Source organism: Nonomuraea sp. NPDC049419, from assembly GCF_040676995.1.
GTDB lineage: Bacteria > Actinomycetota > Actinomycetes > Streptosporangiales > Streptosporangiaceae > Nonomuraea > Nonomuraea salmonea.
Window position 1 is genome coordinate 63,010 of sequence record NZ_JBFAQB010000014.1, and the last position, 23,249, is coordinate 86,258.

25 protein-coding genes are annotated in these 23,249 nt (G+C 68.9%); 12 read left to right on the plus strand and 13 right to left on the minus strand.

The genetic code is table 11. The features are described from left to right. Positions 1-187: 187 nt before the first annotated feature. Positions 188-346 (minus strand): hypothetical protein, encoded by a 159-nt coding sequence (locus AB0K12_RS32605; RefSeq protein WP_364570284.1) that lies wholly within the window; start codon positions 344-346, stop codon positions 188-190. Positions 347-400: 54 nt separating this feature from the next. Between AB0K12_RS32605 and AB0K12_RS32610 the strand changes: the two genes are divergently transcribed. Both AB0K12_RS32610 and AB0K12_RS32615 read left to right on the plus strand, forming a co-directional pair. Beyond that, positions 401-1,093, plus strand: a complete 693-nt coding sequence (locus AB0K12_RS32610; protein ID WP_364570272.1) for a restriction endonuclease — start codon at positions 401-403, stop codon at positions 1,091-1,093. Between the two features lie 761 nt (positions 1,094-1,854). Then, positions 1,855-2,076 (plus strand): hypothetical protein, encoded by a 222-nt coding sequence (locus AB0K12_RS32615; protein WP_364569803.1) that lies wholly within the window; start codon positions 1,855-1,857, stop codon positions 2,074-2,076. A gap of 336 nt (positions 2,077-2,412) precedes the next feature. Here the strand turns inward: AB0K12_RS32615 and AB0K12_RS32620 are convergent, their stop codons facing one another. After that, positions 2,413-2,715, minus strand: a complete 303-nt coding sequence (locus AB0K12_RS32620) for a helix-turn-helix domain-containing protein (RefSeq protein ID WP_364569806.1) — start codon at positions 2,713-2,715, stop codon at positions 2,413-2,415. Between the two features lie 267 nt (positions 2,716-2,982). Here AB0K12_RS32620 and AB0K12_RS32625 point away from each other — a divergent pair, with 267 nt between their 5' ends. From AB0K12_RS32625 to AB0K12_RS32635, 3 genes are all read left to right on the plus strand, one after another. Continuing rightward, positions 2,983-3,291 (plus strand): hypothetical protein, encoded by a 309-nt coding sequence (locus tag AB0K12_RS32625; RefSeq protein WP_364569809.1) that lies wholly within the window; start codon positions 2,983-2,985, stop codon positions 3,289-3,291. Positions 3,292-3,905: 614 nt separating this feature from the next. Next, positions 3,906-4,808 carry a MerR family transcriptional regulator gene (locus AB0K12_RS32630; protein WP_364569810.1) on the plus strand — a complete coding sequence of 301 codons (903 nt, stop codon included), beginning with the start codon at positions 3,906-3,908 and terminating at the stop codon, positions 4,806-4,808. A 168-nt stretch (positions 4,809-4,976) separates the two neighbouring features. Further along, positions 4,977-5,315 carry a hypothetical protein gene (locus tag AB0K12_RS32635; protein ID WP_364569812.1) on the plus strand — a complete coding sequence of 113 codons (339 nt, stop codon included), beginning with the start codon at positions 4,977-4,979 and terminating at the stop codon, positions 5,313-5,315. Positions 5,316-5,507: 192 nt separating this feature from the next. On the opposite strand, the gene AB0K12_RS32640 is transcribed toward AB0K12_RS32635, so the two are convergent. Both AB0K12_RS32640 and AB0K12_RS32645 read right to left on the minus strand, forming a co-directional pair. Then, entirely contained in the window at positions 5,508-6,308 is an 801-nt protein-coding gene (locus AB0K12_RS32640; protein ID WP_364569814.1) for a GNAT family N-acetyltransferase, read from the minus strand. A 70-nt stretch (positions 6,309-6,378) separates the two neighbouring features. After that, entirely contained in the window at positions 6,379-7,128 is a 750-nt protein-coding gene (locus AB0K12_RS32645; protein WP_364569817.1) for a DeoR/GlpR family DNA-binding transcription regulator, read from the minus strand. A 50-nt stretch (positions 7,129-7,178) separates the two neighbouring features. Here AB0K12_RS32645 and AB0K12_RS32650 point away from each other — a divergent pair, with 50 nt between their 5' ends. After that, positions 7,179-7,544 carry a hypothetical protein gene (locus tag AB0K12_RS32650; RefSeq protein ID WP_355425363.1) on the plus strand — a complete coding sequence of 122 codons (366 nt, stop codon included), beginning with the start codon at positions 7,179-7,181 and terminating at the stop codon, positions 7,542-7,544. A gap of 566 nt (positions 7,545-8,110) precedes the next feature. On the opposite strand, the gene AB0K12_RS32655 is transcribed toward AB0K12_RS32650, so the two are convergent. Next, positions 8,111-8,797 carry an alpha/beta hydrolase gene (locus AB0K12_RS32655; RefSeq protein ID WP_364569821.1) on the minus strand — a complete coding sequence of 229 codons (687 nt, stop codon included), beginning with the start codon at positions 8,795-8,797 and terminating at the stop codon, positions 8,111-8,113. Between the two features lie 995 nt (positions 8,798-9,792). On the opposite strand from AB0K12_RS32655, the gene AB0K12_RS32660 reads away from it, so the two are divergent. Together AB0K12_RS32660 and AB0K12_RS32665 are read left to right on the plus strand one after the other, a co-directional pair. Further along, a complete protein-coding gene (locus AB0K12_RS32660) occupies positions 9,793-10,311 on the plus strand; it encodes a SigE family RNA polymerase sigma factor (RefSeq protein WP_364569824.1) in 519 nt (172 codons plus the stop codon). Then, positions 10,308-11,336 carry a hypothetical protein gene (locus tag AB0K12_RS32665; RefSeq protein WP_364569827.1) on the plus strand — a complete coding sequence of 343 codons (1,029 nt, stop codon included), beginning with the start codon at positions 10,308-10,310 and terminating at the stop codon, positions 11,334-11,336. Before AB0K12_RS32660 ends, AB0K12_RS32665 begins: the two co-directional genes overlap by 4 nt. Here AB0K12_RS32665 and AB0K12_RS32670 read toward each other — a convergent pair. The 4 genes from AB0K12_RS32670 to AB0K12_RS32685 form a co-directional block, all read right to left on the minus strand. Continuing rightward, positions 11,303-11,479 carry a hypothetical protein gene (locus AB0K12_RS32670; RefSeq protein WP_364569830.1) on the minus strand — a complete coding sequence of 59 codons (177 nt, stop codon included), beginning with the start codon at positions 11,477-11,479 and terminating at the stop codon, positions 11,303-11,305. The two genes, AB0K12_RS32665 and AB0K12_RS32670, sit on opposite strands and share 34 nt — an antisense overlap. A 70-nt stretch (positions 11,480-11,549) precedes the next feature. After that, positions 11,550-12,518 (minus strand): RNA polymerase sigma factor SigJ, encoded by a 969-nt coding sequence (sigJ, locus tag AB0K12_RS32675; protein WP_364569833.1) that lies wholly within the window; start codon positions 12,516-12,518, stop codon positions 11,550-11,552. Positions 12,519-12,601: 83 nt separating this feature from the next. Next, on the minus strand, positions 12,602-13,336 hold the full coding sequence (locus AB0K12_RS32680) for a hypothetical protein (RefSeq protein ID WP_364569836.1): 735 nt from the start codon (positions 13,334-13,336) through the stop codon (positions 12,602-12,604). A 137-nt stretch (positions 13,337-13,473) separates the two neighbouring features. Further along, positions 13,474-14,391, minus strand: a complete 918-nt coding sequence (locus AB0K12_RS32685; protein WP_364569839.1) for a LysR family transcriptional regulator — start codon at positions 14,389-14,391, stop codon at positions 13,474-13,476. Positions 14,392-14,537: 146 nt separating this feature from the next. On the opposite strand from AB0K12_RS32685, the gene AB0K12_RS32690 reads away from it, so the two are divergent. Continuing rightward, positions 14,538-15,281, plus strand: a complete 744-nt coding sequence (locus tag AB0K12_RS32690) for an SDR family oxidoreductase (RefSeq protein WP_364569842.1) — start codon at positions 14,538-14,540, stop codon at positions 15,279-15,281. Positions 15,282-15,451: 170 nt separating this feature from the next. Here AB0K12_RS32690 and add read toward each other — a convergent pair whose 3' ends face one another. Next, positions 15,452-17,335 (minus strand): adenosine deaminase, encoded by a 1,884-nt coding sequence (gene add / locus AB0K12_RS32695; RefSeq protein ID WP_364569844.1) that lies wholly within the window; start codon positions 17,333-17,335, stop codon positions 15,452-15,454. Beyond that, on the minus strand, positions 17,332-18,276 hold the full coding sequence (locus AB0K12_RS32700) for a nucleoside hydrolase (protein ID WP_364569847.1): 945 nt from the start codon (positions 18,274-18,276) through the stop codon (positions 17,332-17,334). The genes add and AB0K12_RS32700 overlap by 4 nt, the downstream gene beginning before the upstream one ends. A 100-nt stretch (positions 18,277-18,376) precedes the next feature. Here AB0K12_RS32700 and AB0K12_RS32705 point away from each other — a divergent pair, with 100 nt between their 5' ends. After that, positions 18,377-19,444, plus strand: a complete 1,068-nt coding sequence (locus AB0K12_RS32705; protein WP_364569850.1) for a LacI family DNA-binding transcriptional regulator — start codon at positions 18,377-18,379, stop codon at positions 19,442-19,444. Between the two features lie 158 nt (positions 19,445-19,602). Then, the gene (locus AB0K12_RS32710) at positions 19,603-20,310 is read left to right on the plus strand and encodes an MBL fold metallo-hydrolase (RefSeq protein WP_364569853.1); all 708 of its coding nucleotides are present in this window, start codon (positions 19,603-19,605) and stop codon (positions 20,308-20,310) included. Positions 20,311-20,372: 62 nt separating this feature from the next. On the opposite strand, the gene AB0K12_RS32715 is transcribed toward AB0K12_RS32710, so the two are convergent. Beyond that, the gene (locus tag AB0K12_RS32715; protein WP_364569856.1) at positions 20,373-21,464 is read right to left on the minus strand and encodes a hypothetical protein; all 1,092 of its coding nucleotides are present in this window, start codon (positions 21,462-21,464) and stop codon (positions 20,373-20,375) included. A 242-nt stretch (positions 21,465-21,706) separates the two neighbouring features. Here AB0K12_RS32715 and AB0K12_RS32720 point away from each other — a divergent pair, with 242 nt between their 5' ends. Continuing rightward, a complete protein-coding gene (locus tag AB0K12_RS32720; RefSeq protein ID WP_364569859.1) occupies positions 21,707-22,657 on the plus strand; it encodes a DJ-1/PfpI family protein in 951 nt (316 codons plus the stop codon). On the opposite strand, the gene AB0K12_RS32725 is transcribed toward AB0K12_RS32720, so the two are convergent. Next, positions 22,650-23,207 (minus strand): hypothetical protein, encoded by a 558-nt coding sequence (locus tag AB0K12_RS32725; RefSeq protein WP_364569862.1) that lies wholly within the window; start codon positions 23,205-23,207, stop codon positions 22,650-22,652. The two genes, AB0K12_RS32720 and AB0K12_RS32725, sit on opposite strands and share 8 nt — an antisense overlap. Positions 23,208-23,249 lie beyond the last annotated feature (42 nt).

Sequence of the window (23,249 nt, forward strand, 5' to 3'; positions counted from 1 at the left end):
CATAGCTACCGCCAATCATGAGGGGTCTGTGCGAATCTGGGACGCGCCCACCGGTACGCAACTGCCCCATGAAGTATCTCGATCCGATAGGGCACAAAGGATATGTGCCATTGAGATTGGTGGCCTCTCCCATCTCGTCATAGCCACCCAAAGCGGGGTTGTCAAAGCCTGGGATGCAACCACTAGCCTAGAACGCGATGGAGGCGGCAAGCACGTTGTTTACGCCAGCGATGTCACCAGCATGTGTGCCGTTGAGATTGACCGCCGCCCCCATCTGGTCATCGCCGATCAAAACCGGGTCATCCAGATTTGGGATGCAGACACTGACCGACGTGGGATCCTTCATCTCTCGGCAACAACCCCCGACCGACGTGGGACTCTACATTTCTACGGTGAGGCCGTGAGGCAGGAACGCATCGAAGTGCCTACCCACATGTTCTATCCCAGTGACATCACCAGCATGTGCACCGTTGAGATTGACCGCCGCCCCCATCTGGCCATTGCCGATCTCCACGGAACCGTCCAAGTGTGGGGTCTAGACAGCGACCGCGACCACAACAGGGCCACCGGCTACATCACATATACCAGGGAAGCGTTCAACCTGGATACATCATCACCCAGTGCGAGGGGGCGTCCTGAAGTCTTGGGAACAGGCCCACAAAGCACGGATGTCGCGTCGAATCTCGAGGCACCCCGTAATTTGCTTGAGCTCTCACCTTCCGAGTTTGAGCACCTAGTGCGACAGTTATTCACTGCGATGGGTACCGACACGTGGACGACGATGGTGTCCGAGGACAGCGGCGTTGACGCTGTGGCGACAAGCAATAACCTTTTGTTCGGTGGTGTCTGTCTTATTCAGGCGAAGCGATGGTCAGGCACGGTTGGACTGGCAGCCGTCCACGCCCTCAGTAGCGCAATGGAAGCCCACAATGTGGTCAGCGGCGTCCTTGTCACCACATCGTGGTTCAGCCGAGCCAGCGAGCGCTTCGCCGAGCGTAACAGGATCACGCTCATCAATGGCGCCGCCTTCAAAACCCTCATCAAGGAGCATTTGCATATCGACGTGATTCCCGGCACCACGCGACGGACCTAGCGCGTAGACCTTTGGCGAGAACGCCCGGTACCGGCTCACCGACGGTATCGTCACCCGAGCATCGTGGTGTCAAGCTCACCGCCGCAGTGGCGACAGCCACTACGCGAGGCCAACGACCACACAGACATGATCGTTTCCCAATGCGTTCCCGCTGGTTCCTATGCAACTCAGCTGCGGGAGCAAAGCTGCAGGTGACACTCATGGTGCAACCTCGTTGGTTATCGGACTCCTAAAGCGGGTGCCGCAAGGTTCGAATCCTGCCGGGGGCACTTTGTGATGTCGCACGACATCGGAAACCCTCGAACCTGCGGTGGGCCTTAGGTTCGAGGGGTTTTTGTTACCTTCTGAGCTGTTGTGGCTCGTAGTCGCGGGTGGGGTCGATGGTTAGCTCGCGGAGGGGTTCGCCGGTGACGGCGTTGATGGTGCGGACGTCGAGGTCTTCGATGAGGAGCATGACGCAGGTTCGGGCGTAGGTCCGGCCGATGCCGATGTGGTGCAGGCGTCCGGCGAGGCGGAGGGTGACGACTCCGGCTTGGTCGATGCGGTCGTGGCGTACGCGGGTGTGGGTGTCGAGGTCGCGGCTGGTGGTGGGCAGGGCTTTGGGCAGTGAGGTGTAGATGGCGGCGGGGGTGGCGCGGTGGGGTAGCGAGCGGTGGGGGCGGTGCCGGTGGTAGGTGCCGGTGAAGCGGTCGAGGAGTGTTTGCAGGGCGGTGATGGTGGCGGGCTGGCCGGGGCTGGGTGCGTAGCCATTTCTTCATCGTTTGCTGGAAGCGTTCCACTTTGCCGCAGGTGGTGGGGTGATGGGGGCGGCTGTTGTTCTGCTGGATGTGCAGGCGGCGGAGTTCGTGTTCCAGGGCGTTGCGGCCGCCGCGGCCGCCGGACAGGCGGGTGGTGAAGACCATGCCGTTGTCGGTCAGGGTGGAGGCGGGTATGCCGTGGCGGGCGATGGTGGCGCGGAAGGTGTCGAGGACGATCGGTGGTGATGCGGTGATGCGGTGGTGGGCGCTGACGTGTAGGGCGTAGCGGTAGTGGTCGTCGATCCAGGACAGGATCTCGGTGTCCACACTTCGGGGCGAACCCCCGCCGGCAGTGGGTGAAGTCGGCTTGCCAGGTTTCGTTCGGGGCGTCGGCCTGGAAGCGGATGTAGGACGATCGTGGCCGCTTCTTCGGTTCGGCCTCGCTGAGGCCGTGGCGGGTGAGGGTGCGGTGGACGGTGGCGCTGGAGACGGTACGGGCGTGGTGGTGTGCCAGGTGCCAGGCGATGGCGTCCGGGCCGGCGTCCAGGCCGCGGTCGCTGAGTTCCTTGCGCAGCCGGACGATCAGCTCGACGGTGTCGGTGTCGGTGTCGGTGTCGGTGTCGACGTCGGCGTCGATGGCGGCCGGGGACGTCTTCGGACGCCGGGAACGCGGTTCCGCGGCCGCCCCCCATCGGCGCGGTAGCGCGCGATCAGTTTCGACACCCAACCCTTGGAGACACCGTAGGTGCGGGCGGCCTCGGTCTGGGAGCGGCCCTCGACGACGACCGCAGTGATGATCAGTCTGGCTTTCGACACTCTCCCTGATCGTGATCGCTGATCCGGTTTCCGATGACCTGAGACACTCAACCGGGTCCTAGTCACCACCCAGTTACACGAAGCAACACAAGTGGTGACTACAGAACTCCAAGCCAACTCACTAGCCGAGGCCAGACGCGCCGAACGCCTGATGATGCCACATTTGCTGGAGTCGCCGGGGCGGACCTGGAGTCCCCCTGTGACCTCGCCGCTGCTGAGGGCAGCGTGACGTGCAATGAGGGCCGACGCACCTACGGGTGACCTGGCCCTTCTTGTTCTGTCTGTGATCTAGGTAGGGCACATTAGGTCTCTAATCCAAGCGGTCGGGAGGCGGCAGTGGGAGGGCGTATCGCAGTCCTGATCGGCGTGGGTCTGGCCGCGGTTTCGACGATTCCGGCAGCAGCGCCGGTCGGCGTATCCTGCCTGATGTCGACGTCGTACACGGACAAGTTGATCGATGCCTGGATCGCCGAGAATGCGCCGGCGACGGTGCAGCAGCCCGCCCCTGAGATCACCCCGACGTTCTCCCCCTACAGCGACGTGAAGGTGATGGAGGGGCCACCTCCCATGGGGGAGGAGAGCGTCACGACGGAAGAGCTGGCGCGTTACGTGGTGACGCTGAAGGGGTGCAACGCCGACACATGATCCTGCTAAGTGCCTGTGACAGACCGCTTGTCAGGGCGGCTCGGGAGTGGCGGACCCCCTGGCAAAATAGACAGAGGCGGATGAACGGGATGAAACTCTCTTGAGAGAGTGGGAGCCCACACTCAGCCTGCCTCTCAACGACGAATGTTCGCAAGATCGAACTCGGAGAGACGGCGTTGAACGGGCACTTGCCGTCGACCAGACTCGCCGGGCAACCCGGATAGAGGATCAGCTTGCACAACTGCCGGCCGTACCCGGGGCAGTCGAAAGAGCTACAAGATCAGGACGCCCGTACGCACTAGCCGGAGCTGCACTGACCCGAACCCGCAACCGACCGCCCGCGCTCGCCTCCCGGACCTGGTCCGGGAGGCGAGCGTCGGCCTTTGCCAACCTGCGATAAGCCACATTTGGCATAAGGGCTTCTTGGCGAGTCACGCTGTGCGCGCTGATCAAGGTCGCGTCAGGGGACCTTTCCGTGTACGGATCGCGTCAATGGATCTCCGAGGGGATCCACTGGGACCCCCGATCGCGAACTCGACGCCGGCGGGGTTTGCATATGCCGTAGCGGCATGTGGTCCAGTGGACGGTGAGCACGACGTTGAGAGGTTTCCTTCATGCACCTGCCTGCGACGCCCCGCTGGGTCAAGATCGGCGACGCTGCCGCATTCACCGGGACCACCCCCCGAGCCATCCGCCACTACCACGCCATCGGGCTGCTTGCCGAACCGGAGCGGGGCGCCGACAACCGCCGCCGCTACGGCTACGACGACATGATCCGCCTGCTGTGGATCCGCAAGATGGCGGACGCCGGTATCCCCTTGGACGACATCCGCACCGCCTTCGAGGGCACCGTCGACATCGAGCAGTCGCTCGCCCGGCTGGAGGATTCCCTCACCGCCAAGGCAGCCGCCATCGAACACCAGCGGACCGCCGTCCGCCACCTGCGCGAGTCCGGCAACCCCCTTGGCCTGCTCTCCCCGTTGGTCACCGGCCGACTGCGCCACGTGCCGCCCGGGGCCCTGCGCCCTGCTGACCTCGATGCCCTCCTGGTCACCGAGCGCATTTTCGGCCCGCTCGGCGCTGCCGTCCAGGCCGACCGGTTCATCGTCCTGGCCGCCCGGCCCGACCTGCGGGCCGAGGACGACCGCCTGGCGGAGGCCGAGGCGGCCCTGGACGACAGTGTCTCCCCCGACGACCCCCGCGTGGACGCCCTCGCCATCCAGCGGTGCGCACACGAGACCGCGTTGCTCGCCGCCATCGAGGACGCCGGACTGGAGGAAACGCACGACGACCTCTTCGAGCAGTACGACGAGACTGCGGACAAGGACGAGAGCGAGACGACGATGAGCGCGTCGGAGGCCATCGGCAAGATGCCGTACGACTTCTCCCCGGCCCGCATCCGGTACGAAGAACGCGCCTTCGAACTGCTACACGCCCGGCAGAACGGCGACACGCCCCACAGGCCAACTGGTCAGCCCTCAACGACCTCCACCGACAACGCCGACGACATCAGCTAAGCATCCGACGACGGACCTGGGCTCTTCCGAACCGCGCCCCGCCACGACCTGAAGGAACGAGCCACGACCCGGCAAGCGGTCGTCATCGACGGGACAGACCCGTGCTGCGAGGCGTTCGGCGTCCCGGCCGATGCCTCCGTATTGTTGATCGCCGGCGGAGCACAATCGGTGATCTGGTGGGAAGAGGGGTTCTGTACCCGGCTCGCCGAGGCGGGTCGCCAGGTCGTGCGTCACGACCACCGCGACCGCCGTGATGGTTCACCCCCGCTGCTGCCGACCGCTCCTTCTCGCCCTGATGAGCGGGTGTTCCTCCGCACGCTGGAGCAACTGGCGCCGATTCGGCAGCTGTGGCTGCGCCGCATCTACGACCAGGTCAAAGACCATCCGTACGTTCTCGTAGCGCAGGGCCTCGAACTCACGGGAGGCGGCAGCGCGTCCCGGCCGAGCCGGAAGGGGCCGCTGACGGTGACGGCGACCGCCTGGCCTGCGCGACCACCTTCGCGATGAAGGCGGCCAGGTTGTCCCGCGTACGGGCCACCCGCTCCTGCACCGTCAGGGTCTCCTCGAAGCCCCCGGCAGTCTCCTTGCCCTCATGAAAACGTCAAAGACGTTCGCGGCACTGTTCCCGCCAGAGCCCAGTAGGCCGTCGATCGGTTGGAACGCCCCGGCGTGCATCGCGCGTTCGTGGTGCCGCCACGCTCAGGTGGTGTTGGTGGCGTGCTCGGTGAAATGGCCGCAGGAGCGGAAGCCTAGGCGGCGGTAGACGGGCTCGCCGGCCGCGGAGGCCTGCAGGACCGCGATGCGATGGCCTCGTTCGCGGGCGGCGTGGAGTGCGGCGAGGGTGATGGCGGTTCCGTGGCCGCGCCGGCGGTGGGCGGGCAGGGTGGTGATGTTGTAGATGCCGGCGACGCCCGCGTGGCGGAAGACCTCGGCGGAGCAGACTGGCCGGCCCGCCGCGTAACCGACCAGGTAGCGGGCCGGGCTGTGGGCGGCCAGCGCCTGCGGAGCGGCCCGTGAGAAGAAGCGGCGGACCGTGTCGGCGGGCGGGGACCAGTTCGCCGCCAGGATCTCGGCGTAGTCGGCGAGTTGACCGTGCTCGGTCACCGTACGGATGTCCAGTCCTTCCGCGGCGGGCGGCGGCAGGGTGTCGTCGAGTTCGGCCCACATGGCGGTTTCCCGCTCGGTCGCCGGCAGGCCGGCCGCCGACAGCTGCGCGCTCAGGTCCGGCGGTGACGAGGCGGGCCCCACCCACCAGGAGAAGCGGCGGCCGGTGGAGGCCAGTGTCCGGACGGTCTCGGCGATGCGTGCCGGTGCGGTGGCTGGGGTGAAGCGCGCCGCGGCGACGATGTTGAAGGTGTCGTCGTTCAGGCCGCTGTCAGCGATCAGGAGGTCGTCGGTCTCCAGGACGGTCGCGCCTGCCAAGCTTCGGTGCAGATGACAGGCGTGTCCGGCCAGGTTGAGCTCCATCCTGGCCGGCAGGTCGGGTACGGGGGCGGGCACGATCCAGACTATAGAGCATCACGCACAATCGTGAAAAAATACGCACCTCCTGACTCGCCGCGTTCATCGTTCAGGTGGCGTGGATGATGGGCACGCTGAGCGCCCGCAGCGTGGCGTGGCCGGGGTCGACGTCGGTGACGATTCCCGCGACCTCCGTCAGCGGCAGGACGGCGAACCGGGAGGCGGCGCCGATCTTCTCCGCGCTGCCCAGCACGTACGTGTCCGCCGCCTGCCTGGCCAGGGCGCGCTTCATGGCGGCCTCGTCGGCGTCGTCGGTGGTCAACCCCAGATCGGGATGCACGCCGGTCACGCCGAGCAGGAAGAGGTCGGCGTTCAGCCCGCGTGCGGCCTCCGCGGCGGCGGCACCGCAGGCGACCATGGAGTGCTTGAACAGCCGGCCGCCGATCAGGTACACCTCCACGTCGTGATGCTCGGCCAGCGCGCTGGCCACGGTGGGGCTGTGCGTGATGACGGTGGCGCGCAGGTCGAGCGGCAGGGCGCGGACGACCGCGAGCGCGGTGGTGCCGCCGTCCAGGATCGCGGTGCTGCCCGGCCTGATCAGCGCCGCCGCGGCGGCGGCCACGCGCTGTTTGCCGGGCACCTCGACGCCCTGGCGGGTGGCGTAGTCGGCGATCGCGGGCGAGACGGGCAGCGCGCCGCCGTACACCCGCTGACACAAACCCGCCGCCGCCAGATCGCGCAGGTCGCGGCGGATGCTGTCCTCGGAGATGCCGAGTTCGGCGGCGAGGTCCTTGGCGACGATCCGGCCGTTCAGCTGGAGGCGTTCCAGGAGCAGCTCACGGCGTTGGGCGGCCAGCATGCACGCTTCTCCTTGTTTCTTCCGATTTTTTCCTATTATAGTTCCGCAACGTGATGATTCTGATCGCGGGTCCCTACCGTTCCGGCACGGGTGACGACCCCGCACTGATGGCGAACAATCTGGCCCGGCTGGAGGAGGCCGCATGGCCGATCTTCCGCAGCGGCCATGTCCCGATGATCGGCGAATGGGTGGCCCTGCCCGTCCTGCGCGGCGCGGGCGGCACCGGGCCGGCCGACCCGGTAGCCGAGCAGATCATGTACCCCACCGCGGAACGCTTGTTGCGGCACTGCGACGCGGTCCTGCGCCTGCCCGGGGCGTCGACCGGCGCGGATGAGGACGTGCGGATCGCCACCGAGCGCGGCCTGCCGGTTTACTACCGTGTCGAGGACATCCCTGGCTACCGGCCCGCCGCCTGACCGGCACCAGCGACGACGCCGAGCCTCACCACCGCCCTGAGGGCGATCACGATCGCGGACCGGTGACGAAGGGGAACACGTCGGCCACGGAGATGACGCGGGCGTAGTGGCGCTCAGCATGGCCGAACGGGGCACCGCGGGGGCGTCGCGGGGGCGTCGCGGCTGCCCAGGAGCACACCTCTGGCTCGGGCTACAGCCGGATGATGTTGTAGTGGTCGAGGCGGTCGACGGTCAGTCGCAATGTGCCGTACTGGCAGGAAAAGGCCGGCGACTTCGCGTGCGGAGACCGGCGAGACTCGACGTGGGCCGCCTCCACGGTGAACCTCGATTGGGGTGTGATGCCCTGGTCGTAGTTGTGCGCTCTGCTCCTTCAGGTAGCGGCGCTGCGACTGGAGAGACTTGGCGCCGTTGAGGTGGCCCTCCGCTACCGGCACGTAGTCGGCGCCTCGGAAGTCGGATGTCTGCTCGTCCGGGTTCCACGGGTGATTTGGTTGCGCCCGCTCCGCCGTGATCACGCGGAAGCGGGCGCTGGATGGTCTTCAGCCGTGGTGGGAGGAAGCCGACCATTACGGGGTCGGACGGTGGCCGGGGCTCAGGTGGCCGAGGATGAGGCGCGCCACTTCCTGCGGAGCCTCCAGGTGCATGTCGTGGCCGGTGGTCAGGTCGGCGAGGGAGAGCAGCGGAGTATGCGCGGCGGCTGTCTTCAGTTCGCGAGCAAAGCCGCGGACGTAGGCATCAAAGGCCACCGAGACGGCCGGGGGCAACATCGCACTCAGGTCCGAGCCGCTGGAGGAGACGACGAGAAGGGGACAGCGGGCCGCCCGGTAGACGGCGATGAGGTCGAGCGCGTCCATCTGCGCGATGAAGTGGGTCATCTCCGGATCGCCCGCCGTCTGTTCGGCGAGGAACGCGCGCATCGTGTGCTCAGCGCCGACCGGGTCGACTCCGTCGAAGGGCCCCGTGGGATTGGTATGCCCGTCCAGATTGACCGCGAGCGGGCACTCGGGATGCTCTGAGGCCCACAGGGCCGCGACGATGCCGCCCAGCGAGTGCCCGGCCACCGCCGGATGCTCCATGCCGTGATCGTTGATCGCCTCACCCACGGACTCGACGGCTCCGGCCCAAGACCACGAGCCCAGATCCGGCAAGTCGACCGCCACCGTGCGTAACCCCGCAGCCTCCAGCAGCGGCGCAGCGAGCCGCCAGTCCGTGGACCTCCGCCCACCGCCAGGCAACAGAAGAATCTCCGTCATCGTGGCACTTTCCCGGCCCGGCGGCCGCCACTGCAACCCGATTCCGTCCCTCGGCTGCTGCGGGCCGTGGTGTAGTGGCGAAGGCACTACGTCCCCGATCCGTGGTCGAGGAGGCGGGCTCCAAGTCGGCGATTCGCCGCTCTGGGAAACGGACGTTGGAGCGAGTGGCCTTGAGCCGTCCGTCGAGGACTCGGTTGCCGGCGGTGAGCTGGCGCACCCTTTGCTTGAGGCGGTGTTCCCGAAGCGGGCGGCTCGTGCCGGGGGCGCGCGGGATGGCCGCCGACGTTCGCCGCGACGATCCACCCCCGCTCCTGCCGGACTCCCTCTTCCGCCCTGATGGGCGGGTGTTCCTCAGCACGCTGGAGCAATCACCAGCGATACGGCAGCCCTGGTTGAGCCGCATCCATGCCCGGGTGAAAGCGCGTCCGTACATCGACCCGTTCTGGTAGACGTCCGGCTTCGAAGCTGAAGGAAGGAGTGGCGCGCTGGGCCCCTTCCAGGGGACAGGCGAACGGGAACTCGTCGCCTTTTTCGCCCCCCAAGCGGCTTGGCGGGACATTCCGGTCCAGACTCATCTGGACGGCGCTCTCTTGCGGAGGCCGGCAAGTGCCGGCTTGCCGCCCAGTTCGTTCCCGATTGGGGCGCCGCCGACATCGTCCGCACCACGCTCGCCCCGTTCCGGCGTCGCCAGCCGGCGTAGGGTGGCGGCCTATGGTAGATCTTTCTCCCGAGCCCGCATAGGCCGGAGTACTGACAACGCCTCTCTCGCTTGGGTTCGCTCACCCCAGGGCCATCTGACATGCCTCCTGGGGAGCATGGAGGTCCCCCGCTTCCATGGCGCCAGACATCCAGCTGTTCACCGCCTCGGCCCATCCCTTGAGACACCGGCCCCGAGAACACCGGTCACCCCACTCCGTAGTACTGCGCTGAGGGCAACCGTTGGCGGCTTCCACCAGGTAATAAGGGGAGCCGGTACGACGGAAAGGGCGCGGCTGATGCGAGACAAGGCGGAGTTCGTGGCGTACGTCGAGGCGCGCTCGCCGCGACTGTTACGCACCGCGTACCTGCTCTGCCGTGACTGGACGCAAGCAGAAGACCTGCTCCAAACCGCCCTGGTACGCGTATGGCGAGCCTGGGGCCGCGTCGGCGAGCACCCGGACGCCTACGTGACCCGCGTCCTGATCAACACCCACCTGTCCTGGCGACGCCGCCTCTGGCGACGCGAACTTCCCACGGAAGCGCCCCCCGACCACCCCGCACCGGACGACACGATCGGCATGACCGACGAACGGGCCGTGCTCTGGGCCGCCCTGGGACGCTTACCACCACGCCAGCGAGCCGTCCTGGTGCTGCGCTTCTTCGAGGACCTCCCCGAATCAACGGTGGCCGAGATCCTGAACTGCTCCATCGGCACCGTCAAGAGCCAGAGCAGCAAAGCGCTGGCCAAGCTGCGCATCGACCCTCAGATCGCGCCGCCGGCGGTGGCGTCCCGTACGGAAGGAGAGCTGGGATGACGCCCACCCTGCGCGACCTGCATGAGCTGTTCGACGACATGAGCGCCGCCGCGCCGGACAACCGCGGACGCATCACCCAGCTCGAACGCCGGATCCGCCGCGACACCCGCCACCGCGCCACCGGCACCGCCCTCGCAGCAGCCGCCGTAGTAGCGGCCGCCACCATGTTCGTCCCCACGGTCCTATCCCCCGGCCCAACCCCGCCGCACCGCGAGACGACCGCAGCCGTCGAACCGCCGGCCGGGCTGCCGATGCAGTTCACCTCCAACGACGGCTCCGCCTACCACCGCCTGGCGTTCGCCACCCTCACCAAAGAAGCGAAGAAGGCATCGCTCACCGTCCCGGTCTCCGGCAAGCCGCTGGAGGTGGCCGCACTATGTCCCAAGGACAACCCCACCCGCTTCGCTGGACCCGGGGTCCTCGTGAACGGCAAGCCGTCAAGCAGCTGGTTCCAGCAGTGCCTGACGGGTGAGCGGATGGCCTTGGAAGCAGTCAACGTGCCCAAGAGCGCCGACCATGTGACCATTACCTTCGACACCGCCAACGAGCCGTGCGCCCGCAAGCAGATCGAACCCTGCCAACCCGCCGACTGGCCCGTAGCGGTCTACGAGTACACACCACCGGCCCAGCCCGTCGAGCCGGCATCCATCGAAGACTTCCCCCGCACCCTGGGGACCTTGAAACTGGCCGGCCAGGCTTCGGGAGTGTGGCCCCGCACATCGTCCTTCAAACTGACGGTCACCAGCCCAGGCGGCTACTTCCGCGTCGAACACCGCTGCACGGGCGACCTGGCGGGCCGTCTCACCATCACGTACCGGATCGGCGACGAAGCCTCCCAAGGAGCATGGATCTGCACCCGGGGACGCCCGACCGAGACCAACGCCATGCTGTGGAGCAGGAAAGTCCCCGAAGGCGCCACGATCACCGTCTCGGGCAAGGTGAAGGTCCAGGCAGGGCACCCCAACCGCCAGGCCCGCTGGTCCGTAGCGGTCTACTCAAGCAAGATCGTCAAACTCGCCCACTGATGTTTCGAGCCGGAGCCGAGGCCGTACGGGTTGACCTCCTTGGGCTTGTCGTTCAGCCTCGCGCGCCACTCGGCCAGTGCCGCCAGGTCACCTTGGTGGGCCGAGAGGCTTTCCGCCTGGCCGGCGGCATACAGTGCCGCCATTACCATCACCTGCGGCGATGGCTACGCGACCGGCGCATCACACCGCCGGCTTACCGAATGAGATGACCTGTTAGTCGAGCGACCAATACGTCAGCTTCATTGGATTCAGCATCAACCACACGTTCGTGACGCACTCATCACTGACGTCGAAGGTGATTATTCCGTATCGATGCCCTTTGTCGCGAATAATGTAACCGAGACCGTCAGCTGTATCGCGTCGCTCAAGACGGAGGGCGGGCTGCTTGCGCATCACTCCCATGAACCACCGGGCTACGTGATCCGACCCACGGATGACCTGAGATGCGGCATTGACGAAGCCGCCGCCGTCTACTCGTAGTTCGACGTCTGGAGCCAACAAGCGGAGCAGATCCTCGATGTCTCCGCCGACAGTCGCGTCACGGAATGCCCGAACGACCTCATCATGCTGGCGTGGAGAGACCTGTGCGCGTCTTCCTCGTCGAACGTGGCGGCGTGCGGACGTTGCCAATTGCCTTGTTGCTGCGGCCGAACGACCTACGACACCAGCGATCTCGTCGAACGGGACCCCGAACACGTCATGCAGCACGAACGTCACTCGCTCCGCCGGGGTCATGGCCTCGAGGACCGTCAGCAATGCCATGCTGACGGCATCATCGAGGGTGACACGTTCAAGCGGATCAGCGGCAAACTGACGGGAATCCGGTGGCGCCTTCGCTGTGCCTGCGAAAAGGCCGGCGGGAACCGGCTCCGGTAGCCATTGCCCGACGTACGTCTCTCGCCGCGCACGCGCGGAACCCAGCAGGTCGAGTGAGATGCGGCTCGCAACTCGCATCAGCCATGCCGCAGGTGCGGCGATCTTGTCGCGTTCCTCGGGTTCGAGGCGGCACCACCTCGCATATGTCTCCTGCACGACGTCCTCGGCATCGGCCAAAGTGCCCACCATGCGAAACGCCAGCGACAGCAGACGATGTCGCTCCGCCATGACCGAATCGAGAGCCCGTGATTCATCACGCTCGGCTCCTCCGATCTCCGCTGATTCGGCAGGAGTGTCCTCCGGCATGGGGCAACCCTTCCCATTGGAGCGCGGCACGCCTGACCTATGTTCCGGCGGTCAGACGTTCCCGCCTTCCTTCATCATCGCATTCAGGCGGTGGGGATCCCTGCAATCGGGTACCGCACGGTGCCCGTCCGGTACGCGCCGCGCGGAACCATGGCCTCGAGAGGCTCCTGTCCGTCCACGGTCACCACCTCACGATGGTCTCCGCGATGAGCCAGAGTGGCACGGAAGAGGTCGTCGTGGTAGAAGCGGTCAGGTCCAGCGATCTCGACCACACTTCCCGGCTCCAGCGTCGTGACAGCCTCGGCGAGCAGATCGACGACTTCGTCCAGCTCGACGGGCTGGATGAATGACCTCGGAGCCAGCACCTTTCCGTCCACGGTGTGCTGGTCGATGAGGACGGGAACGTAGCTGTGGAACTGAGTGGCCCGGATGATGGTGGCGGGGATCGAAGCGGATCGCACGGCCTTCTCCTGCGCCACTTTGCCGAGGTAGTAGCCGATGTCAGATGCGTCCCCCTCTCCGACGCCGACGATGGAGAGCACGATGTGATGACGCACACCCGCGCGCTTGCCCTCCGCGGTCAGGTTGTTGATCGCTCCCTCGAAGAACGAGATCGCCCCCTCCGCATCGAAGCGGGGGGTGTTGAGGACGTTCACGATGGTGTCGACTCCGACCAGAGCCTCGGCGAGCCCCTTGCCCGAGATCACGTCGATTCCGTCCTCAAGTCCTCCTGGGACCGCCTCGATGCCCCTAGCCTCCAGGTCGCCGGCGAGGCGGGACCCCACACGGCCGCGCCCACCAGCGATGAAAACCTTCATTTCCGCACTCCGTTCTGGGGGCACCAGTCGCCGCCCTCTCCAACATGACGACGCAGGCCGGGCAAATGTGAGGCTCCGCAGCAGCAGGGAGCCCACATGAGCAGGGGCGATGCGCGCCATGAGCGACGTCAGGGTGCTCAGGCGTCGCGCCGGAGCAGGTTCTTCGCGGACTGCACGAAGTGGGCCACCAGCGGGTTCCGGTCGTCGTTCCGGGTGACGACGACCACCTGGCAGGGCTCGATCCCCTCGACGGGGACGGTGGTGAGGTCGTCCCGAAGGGCGGGGCGCGGGTCGTCGGCGGGTACGAGAGCGATGGCCCTGCCGTCGGCGACGGCTTCGAGCTTGTCCTCGAACGTGTCGACGATCATGGGGCCGAGCGGGGCCGGGTCGCCGTTCGGACGGGGGTCGAGCCGCCAGAACCCGGTCCACAGCGCGGCCATGCCGGCGCAGGCCACGAGGGGCTCGTCGGCGAAGTCCGCGGCGGTGACCGACTCCTTGCCGGCCAGCGGGTGGGTGGCGGGCAGGAGGAGCGCGCGGGGTTCGTCGTACAGGACGGTCACGCGCAGGCCGTCGGTCGGGATGGGCAGCGGCGTCCGGGCGACGAGCGCGTCGACCCGGCGCTCGGGCAGGGCGGCGGTCTCGTCCCAGTCCAGGTGGCGGGTGCGGACGTGGGCGCCGGGATGGCGGCGGCGCAGGTCTCGTACCGCGGGCGAGATGACGAGGTCCTCGACGTAGCCGATCGTGATCGTACGCGGCGGGGCGGCGGAGCGGGCGGTGAGCGCCGCCTGCTGGGCAGCGTGCACAAGCGCCTGCGCCTTCGGAAGGAAGGCCGCGCCCGCCACGGTGAGGCGGCTGCCCTGAGGAGTGCGCTCCAGCAGCCGCACGCCGAGCACGTCCTCCAGCCGCTGGATCTGCCGGCTCAGCGACGGCTGGGCCAGGTGCAGTGCCGCGGCCGCGCGGGCGAAGTTGAGGTGCTCGGCCACGACCGTGAAGTAGCGCACCAACCGCAGGTCGAGATCGATGGCGGGCTGCGACGACACTCCTGTTTCGGACACGTCATCACCGTATCCGTTATGCGGATCCTGCATGACGAGGTGCGGAACAGGTCTTGGACGCCCAGGTGAGAGCGGCGGTTGACTGAGGGACGTCCCGCTGAGGACGAGAACCGGTAACCCGAATACATCTGAAAGGGCTGTCCGATATGGGCAAGTACGAGGGCAAGAATGTTGTGATCACCGGCGGCGGCAGCGGGTTCGGCCTGGCCACCGCGCGGCTGCTGGTGGCCGAGGGCGCGCGGGTCCTGATCACCGGGCGTACCCAGGCCACCTTGGACGCCGCCACTGAGGAGCTCGGCGACGGCGCGATCGCCGTCCGCAGCGACGCGGCCTCCCTCCCCGACATCGACGCGCTGGCCGAACGGGTGAAGGCCGAGTTCGGCACCGTCGACGCCGTGTTCGCCAACGCCGGCGTCAACGGTTTCGCCCCCTTCGAGGCGACCGGCGAAGAGCTGTTCGACGAGTTGATGGCCATCAACGCCAAGGGGCCGTACTTCACGGTGCAGAAGCTCGCCCCGCTGATGGCCGAGGGCGGCGGCGTCGTGCTCACCACCTCGGTCGCCAACGTGCTCGGCCTGCCCATGCTCAGCGCGTACGCCGCCACCAAGGCCGCACTGCGCTCCATGACCCGCAGCCTGGCCCGCGAACTCCTGCCCAGCCGCATCCGCGTCAACGCGGTCAGCCCCGGCCCGATCGACAGCGGCATCCTGGAGAAGTCGATGCCCAAGGAGGCGGCCGACCAGACCAAGGCGCAGATGGCCGCCGACAACCCCATGCTCCGCATGGGCACACCGTCCGAGGTCGCCAAGGCGGTCGTGTTCCTCGCCTTCGAGGCCACCTTCACCACCGGGGCCGAACTCCCCGTGGACGGCGGCGGCTCCCAGCTCTGAACGCGGCCCGGCGTCCTGCAGCAGCCGGGGGCCTGCGTGGCTTCGTCGTGCCGCCGGGATCGGTGTACGAATGCCGGTTCCGGCACCGTCGTAGCCGCTGCCGGCGAGGGTGGGCAGGCGCGCGCAAGGCACTGAACAGCGCCTGGGGTGGTGACGGCCGCATGCCGTCCTCACAGTCCGATCGCTCCGTCGATCCGTTCACGGAGCAGGTCGGCATGGCCGTTGTGCCGGGCGTACTCCTCGATCATGTGGATGAGCACCCAGCGCAGCGACACCCGTCCGCGCCACTCGTCGTGGCCCTCCAGGTTCAGGTCGGGTGCGTCGGCCGTGAACGCGTCGGCGAACGCCACCTCGCTGCGCCATGCTTCCCATGCCTCCGCGACGACCCGCCGATCGGGCACCGCGCCGTCGAAGTCCTCATCGGGCCGCGCGGCCGAGGAGAAGAGATGCGGTGCGTCCTGGCCGGCCAGGACGCGCCGGAACCAGCGACGTTCCACATCGGCCAGGTGGCGGACCAGCCCCAGCAGTGAGAGGGTGGAGGGCTTGACCGACCGGCGGGACAGTTCGGTGTCCAGGCCGGAGCATTTCACCTCCAGGGTCGAACGTTGCGCTCGCAGGAAGTCCGTGAGCATGCGCCGCTCGTCGCCCGTGGTGAGGGTGTCGAACCGGCGGTCATCGGCCGTGGGGAACATCTCGGCTCGCCGCCGCCGACCGTCCGCGTCGGGGAGAAGCGGGCCCTGATCGTGCCGCTTCGCGTCCTGCGAACGGTGAGGAAGGTGTTCGGTCACCGCCGTGACACGGTCGCGTGGACCGGACACCGCGACGGCGACCTGGTCGCTCTGCTCGCCCGAGGTCGCCGCCGGCGCGGCGAGATGGTCGTCGCGGTCGAGGGCCTGCCGGTCGAGACCTCCGGTGATCAGCTCGTCTCCCGGGCGCGCCGTGGCGTACAGCTCGCGCGGGTGCTCTGGTGTGGCGCGCAGGACGGACACCGGGCGCGGGCTCGGGCCGGGGGCCAGGTCACCTGGGACGTCCATGGCGTCAGGCGTCGAAAGATCGGGCGGCAGCCGGCGGCCATGCTGAGCCCGAGCACGGCCGCCGGGCACGTCGCCGAACGCGGCGGCCCGCGCGTGTTCCTGGCACCGCGTTTCGTGGTCTTCGGTCCAGCCGTACCACTCGCCCATCCGCTGGAACTCGCGGGCGATCGTGGTGCCGGAGGTGGTGCGGGCGTCGGTGGAGACGGTGACGGCCAGCCCCTCGGCCAGCAGGCGGTCAGCGGGATGGGCGGCGGGATGGGCGGCAGGATGGGCGGCGGCCTCGCGTACCGCCCCGGTCTGCAGGTTGCTGGTCGGGCACATCTCCAGGGCGACGCCGTCCCGCCTGAGCCGGTCGAGCAGGGCGGGGTCGTCCGCCGCCCGCACTCCATGGCCGATGCGCGCGGCGCCGAGCACGTCGAGCGCCTCCCACACGCTCTCCGGCCCGGCCGCCTCGCCCGCGTGCACGGTGACGGGGAGCCCGGCGGCGTGCGCGGCGGCGAACGCCGGCAGGTGCGGCGCGCCGGGGCGGCTCTCGTCGCCGGCCAGGTCCACGCCGGCGACCGATCCTCGGTGGCGCAGCGCGGCGGCCACGACCCGCTCACTGACCTCCGGCGGCTGCTGGCGCAGGCAGCACAGGAGGAGCGCACAGTGGACGCCCGTCTGCTCCGATCCGGCCGCCAGGCCGTCGGCCACCGCCTCGACCGCCTCGTCGAGGGTCATCCCCCGCTCGCCGTGCAGCTGCGGCGCGAACCTGGCCTCGCCGTACACGACTCCGTCGGCGTGCCAGTCGTGCACCAGCTCCAGCGCCGCCCGGCGCAGCGCCTCGGGGGTCTGCAGCACCCGCAGGACCGGGTCGAGGTAGGTGAGGTAGGTCATCAGGTCGCCGCACTCGCGCGGGGCCACCACCAGCGACTCGACCGGCCCGCCCAGCGTGATGCCCTGCTGCGCGGCCAGCTCGGCGACCGTGGCGGGCCGTACCGAACCGTCGAGATGGCAGTGCAGTTCGTAACGGCCGATCATGCGTGTGCCTCCTCCGGCGCCAGCAGGCCGAACAACAGGTCCTTGAAGCTCTTTTCGTGCACGCGGCGGACGAGGGTGACGTTGGGCGGCGGGCCGGTCAGCCGCCGGTCGACCATGGTCTGGCCCCGGGCCTCGTCCCCGAGCGCGATCCGTACGTGCGCCGTCTCCCGCTCGGCCACCAGGCCGGGGCGCAGCGCCACCGCCATGGCCACCGGGTCGGGCAGGTCGTAACCGGAGAGCCCGGTCACCCGGGCGGCCCACTCGGTCACCTTGCGGTTGATGCGGTGAGTGAAACCGGCCAGCGGGGAGTTCAGGGCGATCAGCCGTTCCTGGTCGGCCGGCGTCATCACCGCGTCGCGCCGCGAGACGTCCCAGCCGATCCAGGTGACCCGGCCGGGATCGGCCGCCGCGAGGACGACGTGCGCGGCCTCGGGGTCCGCCCAGACGTTGAACTCCGCCGTCGCGCTGATGTTGCCGACCGCGTCGGGCGCGCCGGCCATGCAGTACACCTGCTGGTAGCGGCCCAGCAGGTCGCGGTCGCGCAGCAGCGCGGCGGCCAGATTGGTCAGCGGCCCGAGGGTGACCAGCGTGTACTCGCCCGGTCGCGCGTGGGCCCGGTCGAGCAGCACGTCGACGGCGTGCCCGGCATGGGGATGGCGGGCGGGGCCGGGCAGGCCGAGATCACCCATCCCGTCGTCGCCGTGCACCGGCTGCGCGGTGGACAGCGGGCGCACCATCGGGCGGTCGCAGCCCTCGAACACCGGCACGCCGTCCATCCCGGCGACTTCCAGGGTGAGCAGCGCGTTGCGGGTGGCCTGCCGCAGCGGGACGTTGCCCGCGACGGTCGTCACCGCCTCCAGCTCGGCGCGCCTGTCGCGCGCGGCGAGCAGCAGCGCCACGGCGTCGTCGGACGCGGTGTCGGTGTCCACGATCAGTTTCATCACGGCTCCGTGGAGGGAAACGGACTTTCTAAACGTTTAGATTCAGTGTCGGGTGCAACGATGGTGGCCGCGCACGTGAGCTGTCAAGAAGGGAGCGGGTATGGCGGTGACGATGGCCGACGTGGCCCGCCGCGCCGGAACCTCGATCGCGGTGGTGAGCTACGTCGTGAACGGCGGGCCGCGGCCGGTCGCGGCGCGCACGCGGGAACGTGTCCTCGCCGCCGCGGCAGAGCTCGGATACCGGCACAACCGGGTGGCCGCCGCGCTGCGCTCCGGCTCCTCCGGCCTGGTCGGCGTCGTGCTTCCCGACACGGTCAACCCCTACTTCGCGGCCCTCGGCCAGCGGCTGGAGGAGGCCCTCACCGCCTCCGGCAAGCTGATGGTCGTGGCGAACTCGGGCTACGACGGGCGGCGCCAGGCCGCCGTGATCGACGCCCTGCTGGGCGCGCAGGTCGACGGCCTGATCGTCGTCTCGACCCCGGGCGCCGGCGACCCGGCCGGCCTCGCGGCCGAGAGCGGCGTCCCGCTCGTGCACGTCCACCATCGGCCGCCCGGCTCGGACACCACGCTCGTGGCCGCCGACAACGCCGCCGGGGTCGCCGCGGCGGTCGCCCACCTGCGCGAGCACGGGCACGACCGGGTCGACTTCCTGGCCGGCCCCACCGACGAGGGACCCGTGGGCGACCGCGTCGCGGCCTGGCGAGCGACCGGCGTGCCGGGCGAGCTGCTGCGTTCCGAGTACGGCCGGGCCGCCGCCGCCCGCCTCGTGGCCGGGCTGGAGGCCGTGCCGCGGGCGCTGGTCGCGGCGACCGACGAACAGGCCGTCGGCGTGCTCGCCGGCTGCGGCGCGGCGAGCATCGAGGTGCCTGGCAGGCTCGCTCTGATCAGCTGCGACGGCAGCTCGGAGACCGCGTTCACCGTGCCGCCGCTCACCACGGTGGAACAGCCGCTCGCCGAGATGGCCCGCCGGGCCGTACGCCACCTGCTCGGCGAACCCGCGCCTGACACCCCTCCGGCGGCCACGCTCGCGATCCGGCGGAGCTGCGGCTGTTCCCACCCGGGCTTCTCCGGGCTCGGGGCGACGGACACCGAGCTGGAGGCGGCGCCCCCGGTGGTCGCGCGCGATGCCGGTCTACGCGGACCGGAACCGGACGGGCAGCGCAGGTAGCCAGGCCACGTCGGCCATCGTCAGCGCCATACCCGCTCCCTCCTTGACAGCCCACGTGCGCGACCATCATCGTTGCACCTGATCTAAACGTTTAGAACGCTTCGAAGCCCATGCCGGCCGCCTACCAAGACACGCTCCAACACCCCGAAAGAAGCCCCATGCACATCGCACCCCATCTGCACCGCCTGGGTAACGATCTCGTGGCGTGCTACCTCGTCGACACCCCCCAAGGCATCACGCTCATCGACGCGGGACTGCCCGGCCACTGGCGGGACCTGCAGCGCGAACTCCGCTCCCTGGGCAAGTCCGTCGGCGACATCCGCGGACTCGTCCTGACCCACGGCGACTCCGACCACATCGGCTTCGCCGAACGCCTGCGAAGCGCACACGGCGTACCGGTGTTCGTGCATGCCGCCGACGCCGTCCGCACCCGTACGGGAGACAAGCCCAAGGTCGCGTTCGGCCCCATGCGCCTCGGGCCGACGCTTGGATTCTTCGGTTACTCCCTCCGCAAGAACGGTCTGCGCACCCGCTACGTCGGCGAAGTCACCGAGATCGGCGATGGCGACGTCCTGGACCTGCCGGGCAATCCGGTGATCGTGGGCATGCCAGGCCACTCTCCGGGAAGCGTGGCGGTGCACGTCCCGCTCGCCGAAGCGGTCTTCGTCGGCGACGCCCTCACCACGCGGCACGTCCTCACCGGGCGCGAAGGCCCCCAGCCCGCGCCCTTCACCGACGACCCGGCCGAAGCACTCTCCTCCCTCGACCGGATCGCCGGGCTGCCGGCATCCTGGGTGCTCCCCGGCCATGGCGCCCCCTGGCGCACCTCACCCTCCCAGGTGAGCAAGGCGGTCAGAAACGGCTGAGAGGCCCAAGGGCCGGTATCCCCATGCAAGGCTGCGCCGCCTGACAGCTCCTGACCGCCGTCTCAGGAGGCCTTCCACGTGACGGGCTCGGCGCCCTCGGCGGTGGAGGAGAAGGTGACGGTGACGGGCTTGTCGCCCTTGTCGACGAGGTACACGCCGCACTGCTGCACGCTCTTGCCGGGCTGCACCATGCCGTACGGCTGGGAGGACGGGCAGCCCTTGGGGCCGTTGCTGCCGATCGCGATGAGGGTGAGCTTGCGCAGGGTCTGTCCGCTTTCGGTACGCAGGAAGACCGCGTCGTCCATGCCCGGGTACAGCTTGGACTTACCGTTGTTGCGGTACGCGAGCGTGACGAAGTACACCGAGGCGGCTTTCTGCCTGGCGTTCAGCTTGTAGCCGGCGAGCGCGCCGGCGCCGGCCCTGCGCACGCTCTTCAGCGTGACGGTCAGCGGCACGTCCTTGTCGTCGGTGTCCTTCCACGTCACCTTGGCCGGCTTGCCCGCGGCCAGCACGCCGCCGCCGAGGTCGCCGCCCTCCACCTTCCACGTCCTGGTGACGGACTCGTCGCTGTAGGAGACGGTGGCGGGCTTGGCGTCCTCGGGCAGCAGCACGACCCGGCACTCGGTCGCCGCCTGGCCGGCCGTCAAGCTTTCCGGCGCCTTCGTGGCGATGCACGTCTCCAGCGGTCCGGTGCCGGGCGTGGCCAGCGGGTTGCCGCTGAAGAACTGGACGGCCTTTCCGGCGGTGCCGTCGGCGAGCGCCACGCGGAAGTTCCTGACGGCCATGGAGGGCTCGACCGCGCCGGTACCGGCGTTGGTGATCGACACGGTGAGGTAGTGCGGCACCATCCCGCGCATGTCGTCGTCGAGCCGCACCCCGTCGAGGTCGCTCGCCGAGCCGCGCGTGAGCCGGGTCGGGTTGAGCGTCAGCTTGTGCACCTTTTCGTCGCGGTCGGTGTAGTTCACGCGACGCGGGGCGGTGTCGAGCGTCAGCGGCGTACCGGGGGACGCGGGCTTGTCCGCCGCCTGCGTCTTGTCCGCCGTCTTCGGCTTCTCAACGCCGGCGCCGGCGCCGGCGCCTCCACAGCCGGCCAGGAGCAGTGCGAGAACGCCCGCTCCTGCGATGGTGCTGATCCGTCGGCTGACGCGCTGCACTACGAACCCCCGTCGTTCCAGACTCCTGTTGCGAAAAACCACCTTAGAGGTGACACGCACCAGTCCTCCGGCCGGTGCGGATACCGCCTATGGGGCATGCTGGGCGTTCGCCGGTGCCGGGCCGGCCACGGCCGTGACTACGCTGGAGCGGTGTCCCCCGACGCGGCACTGCTCCGTTCGCCGGGACTGCCTCGATGCCCCGGGAGATGGTGATGAGCGCGACCGGTGATGTCGTCTTCGCTGTGTCCGACGGTGTTCTGCTGCTCGATGTGGCCGGGCCTGTCCAGGTGTTCGACAGCGCGGGTGGGTATCGGGTGCGGCTGGCCTCGGTGGACGGGCGGGCCGTACGCACCGATGTCGGCGTCTCGCTGGGCGTCGATCTCGCGCTGTCCGAGGTGGGCGGTGACGTGGACACCTTGGTGGTGCCGGGTTATCCGCGGGATGAGTTCGCCGGAGTTGTGCCGGGGTTGGTGGACGGCGTACGGCGGGTGGCGGCTGGTGCGCGGCGGGTGGTTTCGGTGTGTACGGGGGCGTTCGTCCTGGCGCAGGCGGGGTTACTCGATGGGCGGCGGGCCACGACGCACTGGCAGGCATGTGCGGCGCTGGCGGAGATGTATCCCGGGGTGCGGGTGGAGCCTGACGCCATCTACGTGCGGGATGGGCCGGTCGTCACCTCAGCGGGGGTGACCGCCGGGATTGACGTCGCTCTCGCGCTCGTCGGGGAGGATCGGGGTGAGGATCGGGCTCGTGCGGTCGCGAAGTACCTGGTCGTGTTCCTGCAGCGTCCCGGTGGACAGTCCCAGTTCCGTGCCCGCGACGCCGCCGGCGGGCCGCGTTCTGCGACGCTGCGCCGGGCGCTGGACCTCGTGGCCGCTGACCCGTCCGGCGATCACCGCCTCGCCACGATGGCCGGCGCGCTCGCCGTCAGCGAGCGCCACCTGAGCCGGCTGTTCCGACGGGAGCTGGCGATGACGTGCGGTCAGTTCGTCGAACGCCTCCGGGTCGAAGCGGCGCAGGCTCTCCTGGAGTCCGGCGAAGAAGCGGTGCCGGCCGTCGCCCGTGCCTGCGGTTTCGGCTCGGCCGAGACGATGCGGCGGGCGTTCCTGCGGGTGCTCGGCGTCTCGCCGTCGGCCTACCGGCATCGCTTTCGGCTCGCCGGCCAGAGAACCGCGCCATGGCGACCGGTCAGGTGACGTACGTGAGGATGATGAGGCCGAGGCCCAGCGGCACGTCGAGGAAGATGCAGGCTTCGGCCAGCGACGGCGCCACGACCAGCTTGCGGCGGAGGTGGATCACGTCCCAGATCGCGTGGCTCGCGAGTGCGAGGCCGGCCACGATCACGCCTGCCTGAGGTGCGATGAACACCGCGATCACGGCGGCACCGCCGAATCCGGCCACGGCGAGCGCCTGAGCGAGGAGCGCGGGCCGTGACACGCGCAGGGCAAGGCCGACGACCACCAGGACGACGGCCGTGCCGCCGAGGCCGGCCCACCAAGGTGTTCCGATCAGCTCGCTGACGACGACGACCAGGCTGGCGCCGAGGACGGCCGGCCACACGGTCCAGGGCCTGCCCAGCGCCGCCGCGGCGAGGTAGCACACGGCGGCGACGGCCAGCGTGATCGCCAGGGACTCCTCGTTGCTGCCGGTCACCAGGGACAGGATGGCGACCGCCAGTCCCAGTGCGGTGGGCCAGCGATGCAGGACGAAGTGCCGGCGGCCGGCCGTCGGCGAAGGGGCGCTCATGACGGGGAGAGTACGAGAGCGCGATGCGACCGTGAACAGAAT